16 protein-coding genes, 1 tRNA gene and 2 pseudogenes are annotated in these 19898 nt (G+C 68.6%); 13 read left to right on the plus strand and 6 right to left on the minus strand.

Annotated features, from left to right (window positions below; genetic code table 11):
• The first annotated feature begins 13 nt into the window (after positions 1–13).
• Complete coding sequence (locus tag ACQEVY_RS20735; protein ID WP_432950637.1) at positions 14–2332, plus strand: heavy metal translocating P-type ATPase; 2319 nt, start codon at positions 14–16, stop codon at positions 2330–2332.
• A gap of 200 nt (positions 2333–2532) precedes the next feature.
• Here the strand turns inward: ACQEVY_RS20735 and ACQEVY_RS20740 are convergent, their stop codons facing one another.
• Positions 2533–2751, minus strand: coding sequence for a hypothetical protein (locus ACQEVY_RS20740; protein ID WP_432950639.1), 219 nt, complete (start codon positions 2749–2751; stop codon positions 2533–2535).
• A gap of 287 nt (positions 2752–3038) precedes the next feature.
• Here ACQEVY_RS20740 and ACQEVY_RS20745 point away from each other — a divergent pair, with 287 nt between their 5' ends.
• Complete coding sequence (locus tag ACQEVY_RS20745) at positions 3039–4484, plus strand: MFS transporter (protein ID WP_432950641.1); 1446 nt, start codon at positions 3039–3041, stop codon at positions 4482–4484.
• An 86-nt stretch (positions 4485–4570) separates the two neighbouring features.
• Here the strand turns inward: ACQEVY_RS20745 and ACQEVY_RS20750 are convergent.
• Positions 4571–4756: pseudogene (locus tag ACQEVY_RS20750) on the minus strand (DegT/DnrJ/EryC1/StrS family aminotransferase); the annotation flags it as partial.
• A 754-nt stretch (positions 4757–5510) separates the two neighbouring features.
• Here ACQEVY_RS20750 and ACQEVY_RS20755 point away from each other — a divergent pair.
• The 7 genes and pseudogenes from ACQEVY_RS20755 (at position 5511) to ACQEVY_RS20785 (ending at position 11217) form a co-directional block, all read left to right on the plus strand.
• Positions 5511–6275, plus strand: a complete 765-nt coding sequence (locus ACQEVY_RS20755; RefSeq protein ID WP_432950643.1) for a hypothetical protein — start codon at positions 5511–5513, stop codon at positions 6273–6275.
• Between the two features lie 487 nt (positions 6276–6762).
• Positions 6763–7284, plus strand: a complete 522-nt coding sequence (locus tag ACQEVY_RS20760) for a DUF4396 domain-containing protein (RefSeq protein WP_432950644.1) — start codon at positions 6763–6765, stop codon at positions 7282–7284.
• Between the two features lie 153 nt (positions 7285–7437).
• A complete protein-coding gene (locus tag ACQEVY_RS20765; protein ID WP_432950646.1) occupies positions 7438–7845 on the plus strand; it encodes a four-helix bundle copper-binding protein in 408 nt (135 codons plus the stop codon).
• A 322-nt stretch (positions 7846–8167) separates the two neighbouring features.
• Positions 8168–8806 (plus strand): VOC family protein, encoded by a 639-nt coding sequence (locus ACQEVY_RS20770; protein ID WP_432950648.1) that lies wholly within the window; start codon positions 8168–8170, stop codon positions 8804–8806.
• Positions 8807–9215: 409 nt separating this feature from the next.
• The gene (locus ACQEVY_RS20775; RefSeq protein WP_432950650.1) at positions 9216–9506 is read left to right on the plus strand and encodes a hypothetical protein; all 291 of its coding nucleotides are present in this window, start codon (positions 9216–9218) and stop codon (positions 9504–9506) included.
• A gap of 192 nt (positions 9507–9698) precedes the next feature.
• Positions 9699–9963: pseudogene (locus tag ACQEVY_RS20780) on the plus strand (hypothetical protein); the annotation flags it as partial.
• 231 nt (positions 9964–10194) lie between these two features.
• A complete protein-coding gene (locus ACQEVY_RS20785; protein ID WP_432950652.1) occupies positions 10195–11217 on the plus strand; it encodes a DNA-directed RNA polymerase subunit alpha in 1023 nt (340 codons plus the stop codon).
• Here the strand turns inward: ACQEVY_RS20785 and ACQEVY_RS20790 are convergent.
• The 3 genes from ACQEVY_RS20790 to ACQEVY_RS20800 all read right to left on the minus strand — a co-directional run bounded on the left by ACQEVY_RS20790 (position 11117) and on the right by ACQEVY_RS20800 (position 13157).
• On the minus strand, positions 11117–11707 hold the full coding sequence (locus ACQEVY_RS20790; protein ID WP_432950654.1) for a hypothetical protein: 591 nt from the start codon (positions 11705–11707) through the stop codon (positions 11117–11119). The two genes, ACQEVY_RS20785 and ACQEVY_RS20790, sit on opposite strands and share 101 nt — an antisense overlap.
• A gap of 602 nt (positions 11708–12309) precedes the next feature.
• Entirely contained in the window at positions 12310–12990 is a 681-nt protein-coding gene (locus tag ACQEVY_RS20795; protein ID WP_432950656.1) for a DUF2637 domain-containing protein, read from the minus strand.
• A 92-nt stretch (positions 12991–13082) separates the two neighbouring features.
• Positions 13083–13157, minus strand: a tRNA-Thr gene (locus ACQEVY_RS20800).
• 176 nt (positions 13158–13333) lie between these two features.
• On the opposite strand from ACQEVY_RS20800, the gene ACQEVY_RS20805 reads away from it, so the two are divergent.
• From ACQEVY_RS20805 to ACQEVY_RS20820, 4 genes are all read left to right on the plus strand, one after another.
• Positions 13334–14740 (plus strand): RNA-guided endonuclease InsQ/TnpB family protein, encoded by a 1407-nt coding sequence (locus ACQEVY_RS20805; RefSeq protein WP_432950658.1) that lies wholly within the window; start codon positions 13334–13336, stop codon positions 14738–14740.
• 423 nt (positions 14741–15163) lie between these two features.
• The gene (locus ACQEVY_RS20810; RefSeq protein WP_432950660.1) at positions 15164–16300 is read left to right on the plus strand and encodes an ABC transporter ATP-binding protein; all 1137 of its coding nucleotides are present in this window, start codon (positions 15164–15166) and stop codon (positions 16298–16300) included.
• 258 nt (positions 16301–16558) lie between these two features.
• Positions 16559–17062 (plus strand): hypothetical protein, encoded by a 504-nt coding sequence (locus ACQEVY_RS20815; protein ID WP_432950662.1) that lies wholly within the window; start codon positions 16559–16561, stop codon positions 17060–17062.
• A 116-nt stretch (positions 17063–17178) separates the two neighbouring features.
• Complete coding sequence (locus ACQEVY_RS20820) at positions 17179–17910, plus strand: nucleotidyltransferase family protein (protein WP_432950664.1); 732 nt, start codon at positions 17179–17181, stop codon at positions 17908–17910.
• A gap of 177 nt (positions 17911–18087) precedes the next feature.
• Here the strand turns inward: ACQEVY_RS20820 and ACQEVY_RS20825 are convergent, their stop codons facing one another.
• Entirely contained in the window at positions 18088–19848 is a 1761-nt protein-coding gene (locus ACQEVY_RS20825) for a DoxX family membrane protein (protein ID WP_432950666.1), read from the minus strand.
• Between the last annotated feature and the right edge of the window lie 50 nt (positions 19849–19898).

Genomic DNA, 19898 nt, shown 5'->3' on the forward strand with positions numbered 1-19898 from the left:
TGGAGATACGCCCATGACCAGCACGGCTCCCGAGAAGGCCGTCCCCGACACGGCACCCGCGCCCTCCTCCGCGGTCGAGCTCTCGATCGGCGGCATGACTTGCGCGTCGTGCGCGGCCCGCATCGAGAAGAAGCTCAACCGCATGGACGGCGTCACGGCGACCGTCAACTTCGCCACCGAGAAGGCGAAGGTCTCCTACGCGGACGGCATCGACGTCGCCGATCTCATCGCCACCGTCGAGAAGACCGGCTACACCGCCGAGGAACCGCCCCCGCCCGCCTCCGCCACCGGAGAACCAACCCAGGGCGAGGCCACCCCGGCGGCGGACGGCGAGCTGATGTCCCTGCGGCAGCGTCTGTACGTGTCGCTGGTGCTCACCGTGCCCGTGGTCCTGATGGCGATGGTCCCTGCCCTGCAGTTCGACAACTGGCAGTGGCTGTCGCTGACGCTGGCCGCCCCGGTCGTCGTCTGGGGCGCCTTCCCCTTCCACAAGGCCGCTTGGACGAACGTCCGCCATGGTGCCGCGACCATGGACACCCTGGTGTCCATCGGCACGCTCGCCGCGCTCGGCTGGTCGGTGTGGGCGCTGTTCTGGGGTCACGCCGGGATGCCCGGCATGCGGCACGGCTTCGAGTTCACCATCTCCCGCGGGGACGGATCCTCCTCCATCTATCTGGAGGCCGCGGCCGGCGTGACGACGTTCATCCTTGCCGGGCGCTATCTGGAGGCGAAGTCCAAGCGCAAGGCGGGCGCGGCGCTGAGGGCGCTGCTGGAGCTGGGCGCGAAAGAAGTCGCGGTGCTGCGGGGCGGCAAGGAAGTACGCATCCCTGTCGCACAGTTGGCCGTCGGTGACCGTTTCGTCGTGCGTCCCGGAGAAAAGATCGCCACCGACGGGACTGTCGTCGAGGGCGCGTCGGCGGTGGACGCTTCCATGCTGACCGGCGAGTCGGTGCCGGTGGACGTGACAGTGGGCGACGCGGTGACCGGGGCGACGGTGAACGCGGGCGGCCGCCTGGTCGTCGAGGCGACCCGGGTCGGCGCCGATACGCAGCTCGCCCGGATGGCGAAGCTCGTCGAGGACGCGCAGAACGGTAAGGCCGAGGTCCAGCGCCTCGCGGACCGGATCTCCGGCGTCTTCGTTCCCGCGGTCCTGCTGATCGCCGTGGCCACCCTCGGCGCCTGGCTCGGCGTTACGGGAGACGCGACCGCCGCCTTTACCGCCGCAGTGGCCGTTCTGATCATCGCCTGCCCGTGCGCACTCGGCCTCGCCACCCCGACCGCGCTGATGGTCGGCACCGGGCGCGGCGCCCAGCTCGGCATCCTCATCAAGGGCCCCGAGGTCCTGGAGTCCACCCGCCGCGTCGACACCGTCGTCCTGGACAAGACGGGCACCGTGACCACAGGCCGGATGCAGCTCCAGGACGTGTTCCCCGCACCGGGCACGGACAAGGACGAACTGCTGCGGCTGGCCGGCGCCTTGGAACACGCCTCCGAGCACCCGATAGCTCAGGCCATCGCCGCCGGGGCCGCTGAGCGAGTCGGAAATCTGCCGGTGCCGGAGAACTTCGAGAATGTCGCCGGCCTCGGCGTACAGGGCGTCGTCGACGGCCACACGGTGCTCGTCGGCCGCGAGAAGCTGCTCAAGATGGGGGTCCCCCCGCTCGAGCGAAGCCGAGAGTGGGGGAGGGTCATCGAGCTGCCCCGGGAGCTGGCCGAAGCCAAGGCCGCCGCAGAGGCAGAGGGGCGTACGGCGGTCGCCGTCGCGCGGGACGGCGAGGCGCGCGGTGTCCTCACCGTTGCCGACGCGGTCAAGGAGACCAGCGCCGAGGCGGTGGCCGAACTGCGAGCGCTCGGCCTGAAGCCCGTCCTGCTGACCGGTGACAACCAACTCGTCGCCGAGTCGGTTGCCCGTTCCGTGGGCATCGACGAGGTGATCGCCGAGGTCCTGCCCGAGGACAAGGTCGACGTCGTCAAGCGGTTGCAGGCTGAGGGCCGTTCGGTCGCGATGGTCGGCGACGGCGTCAACGACGCGGCCGCCCTCGCCACCGCAGACCTCGGCCTGGCTATGGGAACCGGCACGGACGCGGCGATCGAGGCAGGCGACTTGACGCTCGTACGCGGTGACCTGCGGGTGGCGGCGGACGCGATCCGTCTCTCCCGCAAGACGCTGGCCACCATCAAGGGCAACCTCTTCTGGGCCTTCGGCTACAACGTCGCAGCCCTGCCGCTCGCCGCCCTCGGCATGCTGAACCCGATGATCGCGGGCGCCGCGATGGCCTTCTCGTCGGTGTTCGTGGTGACCAACAGCCTGCGACTGCGGTCCTTCAAGTGAGCGCAAGGGCATGCACCTTCTGCTGATGCGCCCGGCCCGATGAGGCCGGGCGCCTCGGTGTCGGGCCCGTCCCTCGGGCTCGTCGGCTCAGTCCCGAGCCTGTCGGAAGCCCTCCTCCACCGCCGATGACTGCGTGCACAGAGCGAAGTGTGCGGCTTTTACCGCCGGAGCACCGAGGGCCACCGTCATGCGCGACCCCTCTATGCCGCCGACTTGCCGCCGCGCTTCCGCCTCAAGCTGCCCGCCGGAGCGGGGATGAAGCCGACTTCCTTGGGCTTGCTGGGCTTTCGGATGTCGACGACGTACACGCCGGTGTTGTCACAGCCGACGCCGCCCCAGGAGGCGAGGTAGGCGTATCCCTTGTGGACACCGACGTCGGCGATCTTGCCTCCGACAGCGCGAGAGCTTCCGCCCGCCACGTCAGCCGGTGGTCCTGGCACAGTCACCGGACACGACGAGCCGCAGCCTCAGACACAGCCCCAACACCCTTTTCAGCAGGACCACTTCGGCCGATCCAACCCCGCACAGCGACCGGCAGGGGCGGCTCGAGGCAGCCAGCGGCAGCTCTCCGATACGCATACACCAGAGCATACCCCTGGGGGGTAAAAGGATAACCGCGCGATCCCTCTTGCATACCCCCCACCCGTATGCTAGCTTCCCTCCCCGTCATACCCCCTAGGGGTATATCGAACAGGAGGTAAACCTCATGTCAACCGTCAACCCCCGGCGCTGGTGGGCACTCCTCGTGCTCGCCGCCGCCCAGTTCATGGTGATCATGGACACCTCGATCATCGGCGTGGCCCTGCCCGAGATGCAGCGCGACCTCGGCTTCTCCCAGGGCGATCTGCAGTGGGTCTTCAACGCGTACGTCATCGCCTTCGGTGGACTGCTGCTGCTCGGCGGCAGACTGTCGGATCTCCTGGGCGCCCGGCGGATCTTCGTGACCGGCTGGACCGTACTGATCGCGGGCTCGGTCGTCGCCGCAGCCGCCACCACCGCGTGGGTCGAGGTCCTGGGCCGTGCCGTCCAGGGCGTGGGCGGCGCGCTCATCGCACCTGCCTCCATGACCCTACTGATGATGCTCTTCAGCCACGATCCGAGGGAACTCGGCAAGGCCCTCGCGCTGTACGGCGCCGCGGCCCCGGCCGGCGGCACGGCGGGCGTCTTCCTCGGCGGCGTCTTCACCGAATGGGCCAGCTGGCCCTGGGTGTTCATCATCTACATCCCGATCGGCATCGCCACCCTCCTGGCCACCGGCCTGCTGCCGGCGGTCGCGGGCCGACGCGGCTCGGTCGACGTCCTCGGCGCCGTCACCGTCACGGCAGGTCTCGCGCTCGCGGTGTTCGCGGTAGTGCGTGCTCCCGAGATCGGCTGGGGTGCCGCGCAGACCGTGCTCGAACTCCTCGCCGCCGCCGTGCTGTTGGCCCTCTTCCTGGCAATCCAGCGCTCGGTCAGGGCACCGCTGATGCCGCTGGGCGTGTGGCGGACGCCGGGCCTCGCCCCGTCGAACCTGGCGATGACCCTGCTCGGTGCCGCCTGGATCCCGATGTGGTACTTCCTCAACCTCTACCTCCAGCAGGTGCTCGGCTACGGGGCCTTCGCCAGCGGCGCCGCGCTACTGCCGATGACCGGTCTGCTGATGGTCTTCATGACGATGATCACCGCACGACTGCTCGGCCGCTTCGGCCCCAAACCGTTGATCGCGGGCGGGCTTCTCGTCCTGGCCGCGGGCCTGCTGTGGCTGGCCGCCGTAGAGCCGACCGGCACCTTCGTGGTGGACGTCCTGCCGGCCTCGCTGGTGGCCGCGCTCGGCATGTCGCTGGCGTACATCCCGGCGATGATGGCCGCCATGTCGGGCGTACCCCAGGAGCAGGCGGGCCTGGCCTCCGGCATCATCAACACCACCTACCAGGTGGGCTCCGCCCTCGGCCTGGCCGCGCTCACCGCACTCGCCACCTCCCAGGGCGCGGATCGGCTCGGCGACTTGCCCGCCCTCACCGACGGATTCAGCGCCGCGTTCCTCGCGGCGGCGGGCATCGCGGCCGCCGGCGGTCTCGTGACCGCACTGCTGATGCGCGGCGGCGGGTCCGCGAGCGCCGAGGGAGCGCAAGAGCCCACCACCCGGCCGCAGGACGACTCCGTGAACGCCTAGGAGACCGTTGGAACTGCGTGATCTCGTCGTGGAACGGGCGACACGGCAGCCACCGCACGGCTCCTCAGAAGGGCAGCGCTCTTCGAGGGACCGAACGGTGGCTGCATGCTCTCTTGCAGCCCAGCTGCCAGCACGACGAATACCATGACGTCGTCGTTGACCCGGCGACATCAGCTCGCTTCACCAGGAGCGCACCAGCGGCGTAGTGCCAGGTACACGGCCAGTCGGCACGACGGGACATACACGCACTCACGGCCGAGCCGCTCACGCATCAAATCCTCGAGGGCACCGCCGGCCGACGGCGATGGACGTGGAGACCCTCCTGACCGCACGGCTCCCCCCATCCATTCGATGCGGTCACCCCGAGACTCCTGGAAGCACGGAGAGTCGTGCGGGATGACCAGCTCCCCACCGGCGACCGTTGGCGTCCTTTGAGGGTGGGATCACAGCGGGTGGAAGAAGGCGGCCGCTGGAGAGCGAGTGTCGGCTACCGAATGAGGCGCTAAGCTCATTAGTAGGTCAAGCCAAGCGCATCACCTCCGGCCCGCACGAACACCCCGCCATCGACCTCGCCGACCGCACCTCAGTCAACTAGGCCCATCCTCATCCCGAGGCACCCTCAGCAACAGATCCGCCACACCATGCGATCGAGCACGCCCGGACTGGCGTCAACGTTCCCGTTTATCTAACCTACTTAGTAGATGTCGAGCGGGTTCGCTGAGCGCCCCGAAGCCCACCGGGAGGTCCTCATGCCTCAGTTTCTGTATCCACTGCTCCTCCTGGCTTGCCCGATCGGCATGGGCCTGATGATGTGGTTCATGACGCGCGGGGGGTTGCACGCATCACGGCGAGGCGCCTCGATCGACTCACCCGCGGCGACGACTGCGCACCGCGAACGTCTGCGCAGTGCCTTCGTGAGGGCCGGACCACCGCGCGTGGCCCGCCCCCCACTGCGGCCACAATCCAGTCCTGGGCAGCCGCCTCCGCCGGGGGACTGCTCCTCTACGCCTCGTTACCGCCGGTCGGATGGTGGTTCCTGACCCTGCTCGGCCCGACCCTGCTGATCCTGGCCGGGCGCGGACGGCGCGCCAGATCCGCCTTCACCGCGGGCGGATCTTCGGTATCACCTTCCTCGCCCCGCTGATCGTCTGGCTGGCGAACCTCGGCCTGGTCCCGTGGCTCACCCTCACGGCGGTCCAGGCCCTGGTCTTCGCGCTCGCCGCGATGCCGCTGCCCCGCTTGATCGCGCTGCCGGGCTGGCCGCTGTACACCGCCGCGTGGTGGGTGGTCGTGGAGGCAGTACGCGGCCGGGCTCCACTGGGCGGCTTCCCCTGGGGTCGACTGGCCTTCGGGCAGGCGGATGCCCCGTATGCCAGCTGGGCCACTGTCGGCGGCGGCCCAGCCCTCTCCTTCGCCGTCGCGTTCCTGGGATCGCTGCTGGCGTACGGCCTGAGGGCATGGCGCGGCGGCTGTCGGCAAGTCAGCGCGGCCGTATGCCTCGGCGCGGTCGCCCTGATCACGACACCGCTCGCCCTCCCCGGCCCCGGGACATCCGGGACGAGCGCCGTGGTCGCCGTGTCAGGCTGGAGCCGCTGCCGTAACCACCTCGCGCTGGCCACCGACGCGGCCGGCGCCAAGGCACTGGGCCGCTCCCTGATCAAGGGCGAGGCGCTCACCCGCGTCCGCGACAACGCCCGGCTCGCCCTCTTCCGCGACCGCTGGCAGGCCGACCTCCTCCGGCACGAATTCCCGGGCGTCCGCCTGGACCACCTCATCGCCGCTCACGATTGACTGTCCAGCGACATCAAGGCCGGCCCTGCGGGCGAATTCGCCGCCGGGCGCTGGTCGGACGACCGTGGGCGGCGTGCCGCCGGAGCCTTCGCATCCACATGAGCAGCGGAGGGACTCGGGCTCTTGACGGGAGTCTGCGGCAGGCCTCTGCCACTCTCCGCACCGCCCTCTTGTCGGTCCTCGATCGACTGCCCGTCACTCTGCACAGGCGCACTAAAGCCCTTAGTTTACGGGTGGGGACTGCGGTCGATGCTCTCCACGCGCATCCGCCACCCGAAGGCGGAGTGTCTATGCAGTATCACCTGGATCACCCGATGGGCGACCGCGAGGAGCGCAGCACCGCGGTTCTCAAGCGCCTCCGGATCCACCTGCCATCCCAGCGACGGAACGCCCCCGGCGCTACCCTTGGCATATACCCCCGAGGGGTATATTCTCCTGACCGCGGCTCGACGACGGGCCCCTATGGACGGGAATGGGGATGAAGGTCATGGACCACAGCGCGCACCACACCAGCACCACGCACGAGGGCCACGACGGCCACTCCGACCATGCGGTACCCGATGGGGGACACGGCGGAGCGTCCTGGGCCATGGCGGCGAAGGCGACGCTGCACTGCCTGACCGGGTGCGCCATCGGCGAAATCCTCGGCATGGTCATCGGCACCGCCCTGATGTGGGGCAACGTGCCAACCATGGCCCTCGCGATCACGCTCGCGTTCGTGTTCGGCTACTCGTTCACGCTCTTCGCCGTGCGCCGGGCCGGCCTGGACCTCAAGACCGCGATCAAGGTGGCACTCGCCGCCGACACCGTCTCCATCGCCGTGATGGAGATCGTCGACAACGGCATCATCGCCCTCACCCCGGGCGCGATGGACGCCCACCTTTCCGACGGGCTGTTCTGGTCCGCCCTTCTCGGCGGGTTCGGGGTCGCGTTCCTGATCACCACGCCGGTGAACAAGTGGATGATCGGCCGCGGCAAGGGCCACGCCGTCGTCCACGCCTACCACTGACCACCGACCCGACCAGCGCGCCCGGGCACCCTGAGAGCAAGGGGCGCCGGGCGCGTTTGCGTCGCCGCACCATGGTCAACCCGTCAGAGGCCGGGGGTGGACGACACGCGGCCGCCCGGCCCGCCGGCCTCCGGCAGTGAAAGGAGGCACCCCGTGACGACCACAGTCAAGGACATGCTCGCCACCTACCCTGCCGACCTCGGCGAGGTCGACCGCGAGAAGCTCACCAAGTGCACCGAGGAATGCATCGCCTGCGCGCAGGCATGTACCGCCTGCGCGGACGCCTGCCTGTCCGAAGGCACGGTCGGCGAACTCACCAAGTGCATTCGCACCGACATGGACTGCGCCGACATCTGCACCGCCACGGCATCCGTGCTGTCCCGTCACACCGGCTACGACGCCAACGTCACCCGCGCCATCCTCCAGGCGTGCGCGACCGCCTGCAAAGCCTGCGGCGACGAATGCTCTTCGCACGCCGACATGGAGCACTGCCGTGTCTGCGCCGAAGCGTGCCGATCCTGCGAACAGGCGTGCAATCAACTCATCCAGACCCTCGGCTGACCGGCACCACGCCGAGACCGGTTTACCGGCGCGGCCTACAGCCCTCGGCCGCAGGGAAGAAGGGGGCCGTCACAACAACCAGAACACCAACCCGGCGACAACTCCGCCCCGCCCCGCCAGCCGGCGCCATGCTCACTCACGACCTGCCCGAGGACCAGCAGGTATACGCCAACTCCTTCCATGAGCCAGGGCGCACCCAGTCAAGCTCCCGCAATTACAGCCCGCAATGGGCCGCCGCCCGGCACTATTGAAAACGAACTTCACTACGAATAATTTGGTGTCCCTCGCAGTGCAGGCCGGATGCGGCGGAAGGTGAGTTCCGATGGAGATCGATCACGTCGTGCTGGCCGCCCGGACCAAGACTGACGCCGAGCAAGTGCTCGGCGAGACCGGTCTGGGTATCGCCCGCGGTCGGACCATTCCGGGTCTCGGGCTGTCCAACCTCGTCGTACCGCTGCGGTATGGCCAGGTGCTGGAGATCCACTATCCGAATGGTGAGGCTCCCGCGCCCGGCGCCCCGCCGCTGCTGGAGTTCGACACGGAGGCACTCGCCGCACACCCCTCGCAGCCCCTGGTCCCGATGGCATGGCTCGTAGCGTTCGGGGACGAACAGCGGCTGCGCGAGCTCGCCGCCACGAACGGGATGTCCGTGATCGAGGTACCCGCGGAGGGCCCAGGCTTTCCGCCGTACACGCTGGCCGGCTTCGGCGCCAACTTCGACCGGCGCTTCCTGCCCTGCCTCATCCACTGGCCGGAAGGCCCTGCTGTCCTCAGCGCCGCGCACCGCCGCCAACCGGTCGGCATCACTGGCATCGATGTGGCCGGCCCGGCCGACGTCATCGAAGGCTGGTGCGGAGGAAAGCCCAACGGCCTGCGCACCGCGCCCGGCACCGCGGGTCCCCTGCGCGTCGAGATCGGCTTCGCGGACGGGGCGCCCCTCACGTTGGGCCTCGCCGAGTAGTCCGGAGTTCCACTCCGTCGGACGAGCGGAACGGCGGCACGTGCCCCTCACTGTTTGGGCGCGCCACCATGTACCCGGCAGCACACACCTCGCCCACGTCAAAGCCCCAGAGCATGGACGGGCGATGAATCCCGCCTGGTCGGGGTCATACGGCGCTCCCCCGGGAAGCCCAGGGGGGAGCCTCACCCCGCTTGCGGATACCGCCATGCCTGTATGCCTTCGGGCGCGGCCGGGTGACGTCGAGCCCCACGGCTGACAACTCAGCGGCCAGCTCCTCATCGGAGAACCACACGTCATACCCCCTTCGCGGCAGGCTCAAGAATCGTCACGCACCTTCACCGCACTGATCGACTCCTGGGTCAGCGCCTCGGGCGCGGAGAAGCAGATCCGCTTTGCCAACGCCGAGACCGTGCGCTGGCTGGAATGGGGATTCCAGAGCTACTTCCGCATCCTGCTCGGACTGACCCTCGCGCTGTTCGGGACAGCGATTCTCACGAGTCGCCGGGTCGCCGGTTGGCTGGGCTGGACGGCCCTCGTTGCCGGCGTGTGTTCGGTGGTCTTCGGGGTGGACGTGGGCTACAGCGGCCTGGCCAGTGGGCTCCAGGACGTTCTCGGCGCCGCCATCTTCGTCCCCGTCCTGGTCTTCGCCATCGGAGTGCTCGTCACCGGAGTGCGCGGGCGCGGCCGACGCCACAGCTGAGCCCGAGCGCCACCGGCTGTTGTGACATTCAGGGGAGCAGCCGTCGGACGAGCGCGTCCGGGGCCCAACGTTCCCAGCGGACCGGGGTCCACCCCCGCTGACCAACAGGTCTAGGTTTCAGGTCCGAGGACGGTGAACGCGATGTCTGCGGCTGACACCGCCTCGTGGTCGTCTTGCAGGTGCCCGCCGGTCTTGACCCTCGTACGCGGCGACCTGCGAGTGGCAACCGACGCGATCCGCCTCTCCCGCAGGCACTGGCCACCAGCAAGGGCAACCTCTTCTGGCCTTCGGCTACAACGTCGCCGCCCTGCCGCTGGCCGCGGCCTGCATGCTCAACCCGATGATCGCGGGCGTGGCAATGGCGTTCTCGTCCGTATACGTCGTGACGAACAGCCTGCGCCTGCGGCACCGAGGAACTGGCCGTGCCGGGACGTATCGGCTAAGCACAGCGCCGTGAGCGGTGCACATCACCCCTGCCAACTGTCCCGGCCAACACCATGATCACGACATGCGGCAAAGCAGAAACGCGTGGAGACAGCCGGCGAAAGGGAGGCCCGAAGACTCCTCGCCGGGTTGGGGAGACGGGCGGTTCGGCCTGTGCGGAGACAATATCGCCCGTCTCGCCCGTACCCTTCGTGGTGTCTACGGCGTCACCGAGCCGGCGCCAAACCACTGGAGGCAACACCTCGTGCTGATTGCTCAGCGTCCGTCCCTGACCGAAGAAGTCGTCGACGAGTTCCGCTCCCGGTTCGTGATCGAGCCGCTGGAGCCGGGCTTCGGCTACACCCTCGGCAACTCCCTGCGTCGTACGCTCCTGTCATCGATTCCCGGTGCTGCTGTCACCAGCATCCGTATCGACGGTGTCCTGCACGAGTTCACCACCGTGCCGGGCGTCAAGGAGGACGTCACCGACCTGATCCTCAACATCAAGCAGCTGGTCGTGAGCAGTGAGCACGACGAGCCTGTGGTGATGTACCTGCGCAAGCAGGGGCCGGGTCTGGTGACCGCCGCCGACATCGCGCCGCCGGCCGGTGTCGAGGTGCACAACCCGGATCTCGTTCTTGCCACGCTCAACGGCAAGGGCAAGCTGGAGATGGAGCTCACGGTCGAGCGTGGCCGTGGCTACGTCTCCGCCGTGCAGAACAAGCAGGTCGGTCAGGAGATCGGCCGTATTCCGGTCGACTCGATCTACTCGCCGGTCCTCAAGGTCACATACAAGGTCGAGGCCACGCGTGTTGAGCAGCGCACCGACTTCGACAAGCTGATCGTCGACGTCGAGACCAAGCAGGCCATGCGTCCGCGTGACGCCATGGCATCCGCCGGTAAGACGCTGGTCGAGCTGTTCGGTCTCGCCCGCGAGCTCAACATCGACGCCGAGGGCATCGACATGGGCCCGTCCCCCACGGACGCCGCCCTCGCCGCCGACCTGGTACTGCCGATCGAGGACCTCGACCTCACCGTCCGCTCCTACAACTGCCTCAAGCGCGAGGGCGTCCACTCCGTGGGTGAGCTCGTCGCCCGCTCCGAGGCCGACCTCCTCGACATCCGCAACTTCGGTGCGAAGTCCATCGACGAGGTCAAGGCCAAGCTCGCCGGCATGGGCCTGGGCCTCAAGGACAGCCCGCCCGGATTCGACCCGACCGCCGCCGCCGACGCCTTTGGCGCGGACGACGACGCGGACGCGGGTTTCGCAGAGACCGAGCAATACTGAACGCTGCGCTGCGCCAGTCATAGAGACACTTCGCATACCGGGACAGGAGAACCTCGACGCTGTTCCCCGCCCGCTGGGCGACCTCGGCCGGGTCCACGCCCGCGCACAGCCAGGTGGACAGCGCCGAGTACCGCAGGTCGTACGGCCGCTTCGCGAGCGGGATGCTGGTAAGCGCGGCAGGCAGGGCGAGGTTGCGGGTCTCGTGCCAGACCCGGCGATAAGTGGTGTAGCTGATGATCCGGCCCTGTTCGGAGAAGAACAGCCGGCCGTCGTCGGCCGGGCCGAACGTGGCGACGTGCTCGCGCCACAGGGCCACCAGATACGGCGGCAGCGACACCACCCGCGCTTCCCCCAGCGGGCGGTTCTTCAGCCCACGCTCGTCACGGAACTGGCCGGCTTCGGTCCACCACTTGCCCGCCTGCGGCAGTGCGCGGTGCAGGACCAGCCGCCCCCAACCGGTGCTGGGCAGGCGGCAGTCCGAAAGCGCCACCGCGACCGCCTCCTCCGGACGCAGACCCGCGTCGCACCCGCCGTCACCCTCAGGCAAAACCCACCGGCGCCTACTGGGAGCGCGGGGATGTCGAGCTCGGCCCGCAACTCGCACAACGCAGCAAGGACCACCACGTCGGCGGACAGCCCGTCCGCCAGGTCGAGCGGTACTACCTTGCCCGCATCGACGCCGACGAGTACGCCGCCGTGCTCTACGACGCCGACGGCGTACTACGACACCGGCCCGCGGACACATCGAGACCCGGGTCCGCGACGCCGCTTTCGTGTCTACCGCATCGCCGCACGCACGCATTCAGACCGCACCGGGCAGGGCATGAGCGCACCGCCGACATTTGCTCCTCGGTGGCGTAAAGCCGCCAAGCTGTGGCCGAAAATTACGGACCACCGCCGACTCACAGTGCATAGGCCAGCAGCCGTGTTGCCCTGCGCAGTTCGCTCGCATCACAGCGGCGCCATATCAACCGCTCGATTCACTCTTACTCAGCGAGATCGCCCGGTCCATGGATTCCTCCGGCGCGGCAGGAATCCGGCCTGTCCGCCGCCACTGCCTCAGCACAGCCCGACCGTAATTGTTCGTCCCGGCTACTCGATCCAATTCCGTCCCGTTCGGCGTGCGACCAGCAGCCTGCTGACTTTTGAAGTAGTCCCACATGACCTCATCAGCGTTCTGCCCAGCCTTGGGTTGCATGAATGGGGAAGAGCGAGAGTCGCCGGTCTCGCTCTCGCGCCCACTGCGAGAGTCTCGCTGTGGTGCAGCGAGCCCGTCTCGCTTGGCTTCCGGTGCGCTCGGCCGTTGCTTCGGGACGAGACGGAAGACCTGTTCTCTCGGCCCACTCTCGGTCCGCTCTCGGTCGCTGGACCGATGCGCGAGAAGTTCCACCGAGAACAGGAGAGCGACCGGCGGCATCCCGCCACGAGCACTGGCTGCCAGGCGAGAGCCGGTGCCGCCGCGACGTTTGCCGCAAGGGACACCCCGATGCCCAGCAGAAACGCCATCCACACCACAGAGCGTGCCCGACGGCCGGCATGCCGGGCAGGCTTCAGCAGGCCAACTGTCGCCAAGAGCAACAACCCATCGACCGACAGAGGCCACAGCGCGGCACTCGCCGCGTCTGCACCGCCCTGAAGGGCAAACGCCCTCTGGTGAATGTAGGAGGCGTACGCGGCCACCGACGCCACGACCAGGGCACAGCCACGCCGCACCCACGTCTCAAGGTCAGCCGCGCGAGAACCGTCCTTGCGGGGCTCTTCGGCGGCCCTCATCGAAGCTCACCGCCCTTGCGGCCCCGCCACGGGACTTCGACCGTAGCCGAAACTACGAGCTCACGGGCCTCGCGGCGGGTTATCCATGCTGTTGGAGCCGCCTGTCGGAATCGAACCGACGACCGTCCCATTACAAGTGGGGAGCTCTTCCGCTGAGCTAAGGCGGCACTGCGCACTTCAGCGCCGTGCGCGAAGGCGGCTCCACTGTACACAGAGCCCGTTTCCCCAAGCCACGTAGTTCTCCGCTCCACGCGATCCAAAAACGGTGCGTAACTATCCGTGCACCCGTTCGTTGATCGGTCTGACGTGCTGTTGGGGAGATCGGATCGCTGGGGAGCGGATCATGAGGGAGTCGGCGGAGGAGTCGAAGCCGAAGGCGGTGAAGGGCGAGGAGGCCCAGCGCATCAAGCGTGAGGCACTCGGTATCGGTGACCGCCGCAAGCATCACGGGCGCAAGGCGACTCCACTGAAGGGGCACGTCAAGGAGCCCGATACCCATCATCGCCTGTACCGGTTCCGCTTTTATCCGACGGAGGAGCAGGCCGAGCAACTGGCGCGGACGTTCGGTGCGTGTCGGTGGGTCTACAACGAGGGGCTGGCGCTGCGGTCCAGGGCTTGGGAGCAGCACCGGGTAAATGTGGGCTTTGCGGAGACGTGCCGGGCCCTGACCGGCTGGAAGCGGGCCGAGGAGTTGGCGTGGTTGAAAGAGGTGTCGTCGACGGTGCTGCAGCAGTCGTTGCGGCACCTTGACCAGGCATATGGCCGGTTCTTCAAGGGTGAGGCGCAGTATCCGCAGCGGAAGAAGAAGGGGCGGTCTCGGGATTCGGCGACTTATGTGCGTACGGGTTTCAAGTGGGTCGAGGATCCAGAGCGCCCTGGGGCGGGGCTGATCACGCTTGCCAAGCAGTCGCAGCCGTTGGACGTTCGCTGGTCGAGGTCGCTGCCTGCTGGGTCGGTCCCGGTGCGGTTGTCGGTGACGCGGGATCGGGCGGGCCGGTATTTCGTGTCCACGTTGGTGGAGGAGCGAATAGCGCCGCTGCCCGCTGTCTTCGTGCCGGGTTCGCGGGCACCGAAGGCGGTGGGGCTGGATCTGGGCCTGGCGTCGCTCGTGACTCTGGACGACGGGTCGAAGATTGATCATCCGCGGCTGTTGAAGCGGTACGCGGAGAAGCTGGCGCGGTTGCAGCGGGAGCTGCACAAGAAGGTGAGGGGTTCCAGGAACCGGGAGAAGGTCAAGCAGAAGATCGCACGTCTTTACGCGCTCATCAGCGACGTACGCAGGGACATGCTGGACCAGTTCACGACCCGCCTCGTGCGCGAGAACCAAGTGCTTGTGGTGGAGGACTTGTCCGTCGTGACCTTGCTGCGGTCAGCGCGCGGCAGGGGGAAGCGTCGCAAGGCGAGGCTGAACGAAGCGATCATCGACGCCTCGTGGGGCGAGCTGTTGCGGCAGCTGCGATACAAGTGCGAGTGGTACGGCCGGACGCTGGTGATCGTCGACCGCTTCTTTCCCTCGACCCGACGCTGCTCGGCCTGTCACGCAACGGGGCCGAAGATGGACGTCTCCGTCCGGGAGTGGACTTGCACGGAGTGTGGTGTCGTCCATGACCGTGATGTGAATGCCGCCGTGAATCTCCGGGATGAGGGGATGCGGCTGTACTGGCTGGTGGCAGCCGGCCTGCCACCAGGGAAGAAGACGCCGACGGTGATCAAGGCGTCGGAGCTGGAGAAGTGTTTGCTGGCCGCGTAGGAGCGGCTGGTGCAGTACGGACCGACGGGCCGTCGGCCGGAATGCCTGTGGAGTCCGTGTGAGACCGGGCGTGTGCAGCTCATCAGGGCTGTGTGCGGTCGGCAGTGGGCGATGAAGCAGGAAGCTTGAGGCACGGTCAAAAGTGATCTGCTCTGCCCTTGCCCAAGGCACGGTCAAAAGTCAGGTGCTCTGGCCCTGATCGAGGCGTGGCCAAAAGTGCGGTGCTCTGCCCCTCTCGAAAATTTCCGCGAAGTTCACAGTCCCCCGGCTACTGACAGACCAGGCAACCGCCAGGTACCGTCCTGACCCAGTCCGCCCTGTGTGGACTGAACCACAACACCACAACGGAATCACCCGTAGTGGCACCACCTTCCACAACGGATCGTCCGGCACGTTCCTGCCGGTAGAAGGGGGCCCATCACCATGGCCACTGTCTCGTTCGACAAGGCGACCCGGATTTACCCGGGTTCCGAGAAGCCCGCCGTCGATGGTCTCGACATCGAGATCGAGGACGGCGAATTCCTTGTTCTGGTCGGTCCGTCCGGCTGCGGCAAGTCCACCTCGCTCCGGATGCTCGCGGGGCTCGAGGACGTGAACGCCGGCTCCATCCGCATCGGTGACCGTGACGTCACGCATCTGCCGCCGAAGGACCGGGACATCGCCATGGTGTTCCAGAATTACGCGCTGTACCCGCACATGACGGTCGCCGACAACATGGGCTTCGCGCTCAAGATCGCGGGCGTCAACAAGGCCGAGATCCGCCAGAAGGTGGAGGACGCGGCGAAGATCCTGGACCTCACCGACTACCTGGCGCGTAAGCCGAAGGCGCTCTCCGGTGGTCAGCGGCAGCGTGTGGCGATGGGTCGTGCCATCGTGCGTGAGCCGCAGGTGTTCCTCATGGACGAGCCGCTGTCGAACCTCGACGCCAAGCTGCGTGTGTCGACGCGTACGCAGATCGCGAGCCTCCAGCGCCGTCTCGGCATCACCACCGTGTACGTGACCCACGACCAGGTCGAGGCCATGACCATGGGTGACCGGGTGGCCGTACTGAAGGACGGTCTGCTGCAGCAGGTCGACTCGCCGCGCAACATGTACGACCGGCCGGCGAACCTGTTCGTCGCCGGGTTCATCGGCTCGCCGGCCATGAACCTCGTCGAGGTCCCGATCACGGACGGCGGCGTGAAGTTCGGCAACAGCGTGGTGCCGGTCAACCGGGAGGCGCTCTCGGCCGCCTCGGACCGCGGCGACCGCACCGTCACGGTCGGCGTCCGTCCGGAGCACTTCGACATCGTCGAGCAGAACGGCGGCGCCGCGAAGGCCCTGACCAAGGAGACCGAGGACGCCCCGGCGGGCCTCGCCGTCTCGGTGAACGTGGTCGAGGAGCTGGGCGCCGACGGTTACGTGTACGGCAGCGCCAAGATGGGCGACGACCTCAAGGACCTGGTCGTCCGCGTCAGCGGCCGCGCGGTCCCGGAGAAGGGCGCCACACTGCACGTCGTGCCGCGTCCGGGCGAGACCCACGTGTTCTCGACGTCCACGGGTGAGCGTCTCTCCGACTGAGGCACCGGACTGAGACACCCACAACTGAAGGCGCCCGTACCGGGTGAATTCGCCCACGTTGACGGAAAGGGCCCCGCAGCTTGCTGCGGGCCCCTTTTTGTCGGTTTTCAGCCGGTCTTTCGTTGTCGACAAATACCCCGGCACACCGGTCATTTCGACCCCCGTACGTCAACTTCGCGCCCGAGTTTGAGCATTGGCCGTCGCTCGAACTGATTACCAAATGTCGCCAAATCATCACTCCGCGCTACCCTCACTCGCGTGAAGCACTCCACTAACCCCTCGACCAGTCCCTCGAAGCGGCACGGCCGTCGCCCCGCCGACCGCCCGACGCGACACAGCCGCGGTCCGGCCCACCGGATCGGCCGTAGTCTCGCCCTCGTTCTGCCCGTCGTCCTGGTGCTCTCCGGGACACTCGCGGTCGCCACGGTCCCGTGGTCGAGGAGCGGCGCCTCCTCGGCCTCGGTGCTCGCCGCCTCCGCCGAGAAGGCGTCCTCGCGCTCCGCCTCCCGCGCCCCGCAGGACATGCTGCGCGACCAGCTCCTGCTCGAGTTGCAGGAGAAGGACGCGGGGGTGGCGCTCACGCATCTCCAGGAGGCGGTGAACGGCCGCCCGTCGCTCGCCAAGCACTGCGCCTCCATCGCCCGCGCGCTGGGCCGTGCCGCCGTCGCCAAGTACGGCCCGTCCCGCGCCCAGTCGTTCTCCCGCCCCGTCTGCGACACATCCTTCGCCACGGGCGTCGCGGGCGTCGGCGGCCAGGGCTGAGGGGCGGCCGGCTGACGGGCCGGAAGACACGGCCCGACGGCCGACACAAGCCCAGGCACAACACCCGAGCAAGCCCCGTACAAGCCCCGAGCGGGGCGCGACGTACAGTGCCGTTCATGAAGCATCCGAACGCCGCGTCGCGCCCCGTTCAAGCCGTTGTCCTGGCCGGTGGCCAGGGCTCGCGGCTGCGTCCCTACACCGACGACCGGCCCAAGCCGATGGTCGAGATCCCCGGCACGGGGACTCCGATCATCGGCCATCAGCTGGGCTGGCTCGCCGAGGAGGGCGTGACGGACGTGGTCGTCTCGTGCGGCCATCTCGCCGAGGTCCTCCAGCAGTGGCTGGAGTCGTCCGACCTCCCCGTCCGCGTCACCACCGTGGTCGAGAAGGAGCCCCTGGGCCGCGGCGGCGGCCTCAAGTTCGCCGCGCGGCATCTGCCGCACCCCGACCAGCCGTGGTACGCGACGAACGGTGACATCTGGACCCGTTTCTCGCTGCGCGACATGGCGGACTTCCACACCGAGCGCGACGCGGTGGCGACCCTCGCGCTGGCCCGCCCCCGCATCCCGTGGGGCGCCGTCGAGACCGACAACTTCGGTCACATCACGGACTTCGTCGAGTCCCCGCCGACGTCGTACGAGGTCAATGCGGGCGTCTACGTCTTCTCCCCCGAGTTCACCGACATGCTGCCCGACCTCGGCGACCACGAGCGCACCACGTTCCCGCGCCTGGCTCGCGAGCGCCGCCTGTTCGGCTGCCCACTCCCCCAGGGCGCGTACTGGCGCGCCATCGACACCGCGAAGGACCTCACGGAGGCGGCGAAGGAGCTGGCGGCACTGGGGCGTTGAGCCTCACGGCTGTCCGTACGTCGGCTGTCCGTACGGTGGTTGTACGCGCCTCAGCGGCACGTGCCTCAGTCGTACGCGCCTCAGTTTTACGTACGTCAATGGGGCCCCGCACTCGTGAGAACTTCACGCGTGCGGAGCCCCAACTGCGTACCAGCGAAGGGCCGTTGACCGGAACCGTTACCCGAGCAGGCCGCCCACCAGGCTGCCCTCGTCCGAGCCACCGCCGGAACCACCCGAGCCGTCGCCCGAGTCATTGCCGCCGCCGGTGCCTCCGGGGGACCCCGTTCCGCCCGTACCGGCGCCGCCCGAGGAGGACGGGCCCGCGCTGGTGCTGGGCGCCTCCGCGGGTGGTGCCGTCTGCTGGGCGGGCGGGACCTGGCCCGTGCCCTGGGTTTCGCTGGGCTGACCGGCGCCCTCGGTGGCGGACTCGCGGGACGCACCGGGGGTGTTCTTGTCGCCCTTCTCGGAGGGGCTGGCCGAAGTCGCGCCCTGGGTGGGCGAGTTGTCGGCCGAGGGGCTTTCCGAGCGGCGGTCGTCGCCGGACTCCTCGGGGAGCGGGGAGCCGGGGAGTTCGTTGCGCGGGGCCTCGCCGGGTCCCGGGACGACCACGCGGTCGGCGTCGCGGACGGCGCCGCCGAGCATGGAGCCGACGAGCAGGGTGAGCCCGACGACCAGGGTGCTGATGAGGGCGCCGCGGCGCAGAACGTAACGGCGCAGCTCCCAGATGTGCGCGCGGGGCCCGAGCCTGCGCCAGGCGCCGCCCGCGAGGCGGCCGTCGATGGAGTAGACGGGGGCGCCCGCGATGATCAGCGGGGTCCAGGCGGCGAGGTAGATGACGTCGGTCACGTCGTAGGCGGGAACGCTCTTCCAGCTGACGGTGATCAGGAGCGCGGCAGCCATCAGCCCACCGACGGCGGCGGCGGCCCGCTGCCACAGGCCGAAGACGGTGAGGACGCCGACGATCACCTGGAAGAAGGCGATGAGGAGCCCGGAGCCGACGGGGTGCTCCAGCGCGAACTGGCGTAGTGGCTCGGCGACTTCCCAGGGTTGGAGGGAGCTGAGCCACTTGACCATGGAGCCGCGCTTGCCGCCGTCGAAGTAGTGCGGGTCGCAGAGCTTGCCCATGCCGGCGTAGATGGAGATGAAGCCGAGGATGAGGCGCAGCGGGAGCAGGACGACGCCGAGGTTCATCCGGCGGCCGGGGTAGTACGCGTGCCGTACCGGGTCGGCGTGGCGTCCGCGCCGACTGTCCTCGCCTGTCTCGTCGTCGTACGCGTCGTCCTCGTACTCGCCCTCGTCGTACGGGTGTTGGCCGTACTCCTCGTCCGCGCTGCCCGAGGTGCGCATCTGCGGAAGGATCGGGGTCTGAGGAGACTGCGGGGAGCGAGGGCCGCCGATGGTGGGGGTCGCGACGGTGGCGTCGGGATCCGTATCGGTGTCGGTGTCGTATCCGCCGTACGCGCCATAGCCGCCGTATCCGGCACCGCGGTAGCCGTTGCCGTTCCCGGCGTAGCCGCTGTCGCCGTATCCGTCGGCGTCGTGGTCGATGCGCGGGATGACCTGGGTCGCGCCGGCGTCGCCCGTCGGTTCCTGGGCGCCGTGGTGCACGGTGGTGCTCCGTGCGGCCTGGAGCAGGCGGGTGGCGCCGGTGTCGTCGGGTGCGGACCTCCCGCTCCAGACGACGGGGGCGCGGCGGCGGGTGCCGGGGGCCGTGCCGGCCGCGGGCCTGCGTGCGGGGTCGGCGGAGCTCAAGTGGCGTGCGACGCGCGGGGACTGCGTACGGGAGCCGGTGCCCAGCTGCACGCGGAAGCTCGCATGATTGACGATGACCTGCGCCGGATCGCTCGGCACCTTCACCATGCTCAGCGCGGGAGCGTCGTCGAAGCCCGACGTGCGGTCCCCCGTGGGTGTGCGGGGTGTTCTGGTGTCCACACTCATCTAACCGAGTGACGTGTCGTTAGGACACTGCCTTGACCGTCCCGATCTGT

It is taken from the genome of Streptomyces sp. CA-288835, from assembly GCF_050936385.1.
Classification (GTDB): Bacteria; Actinomycetota; Actinomycetes; order Streptomycetales; family Streptomycetaceae; genus Streptomyces.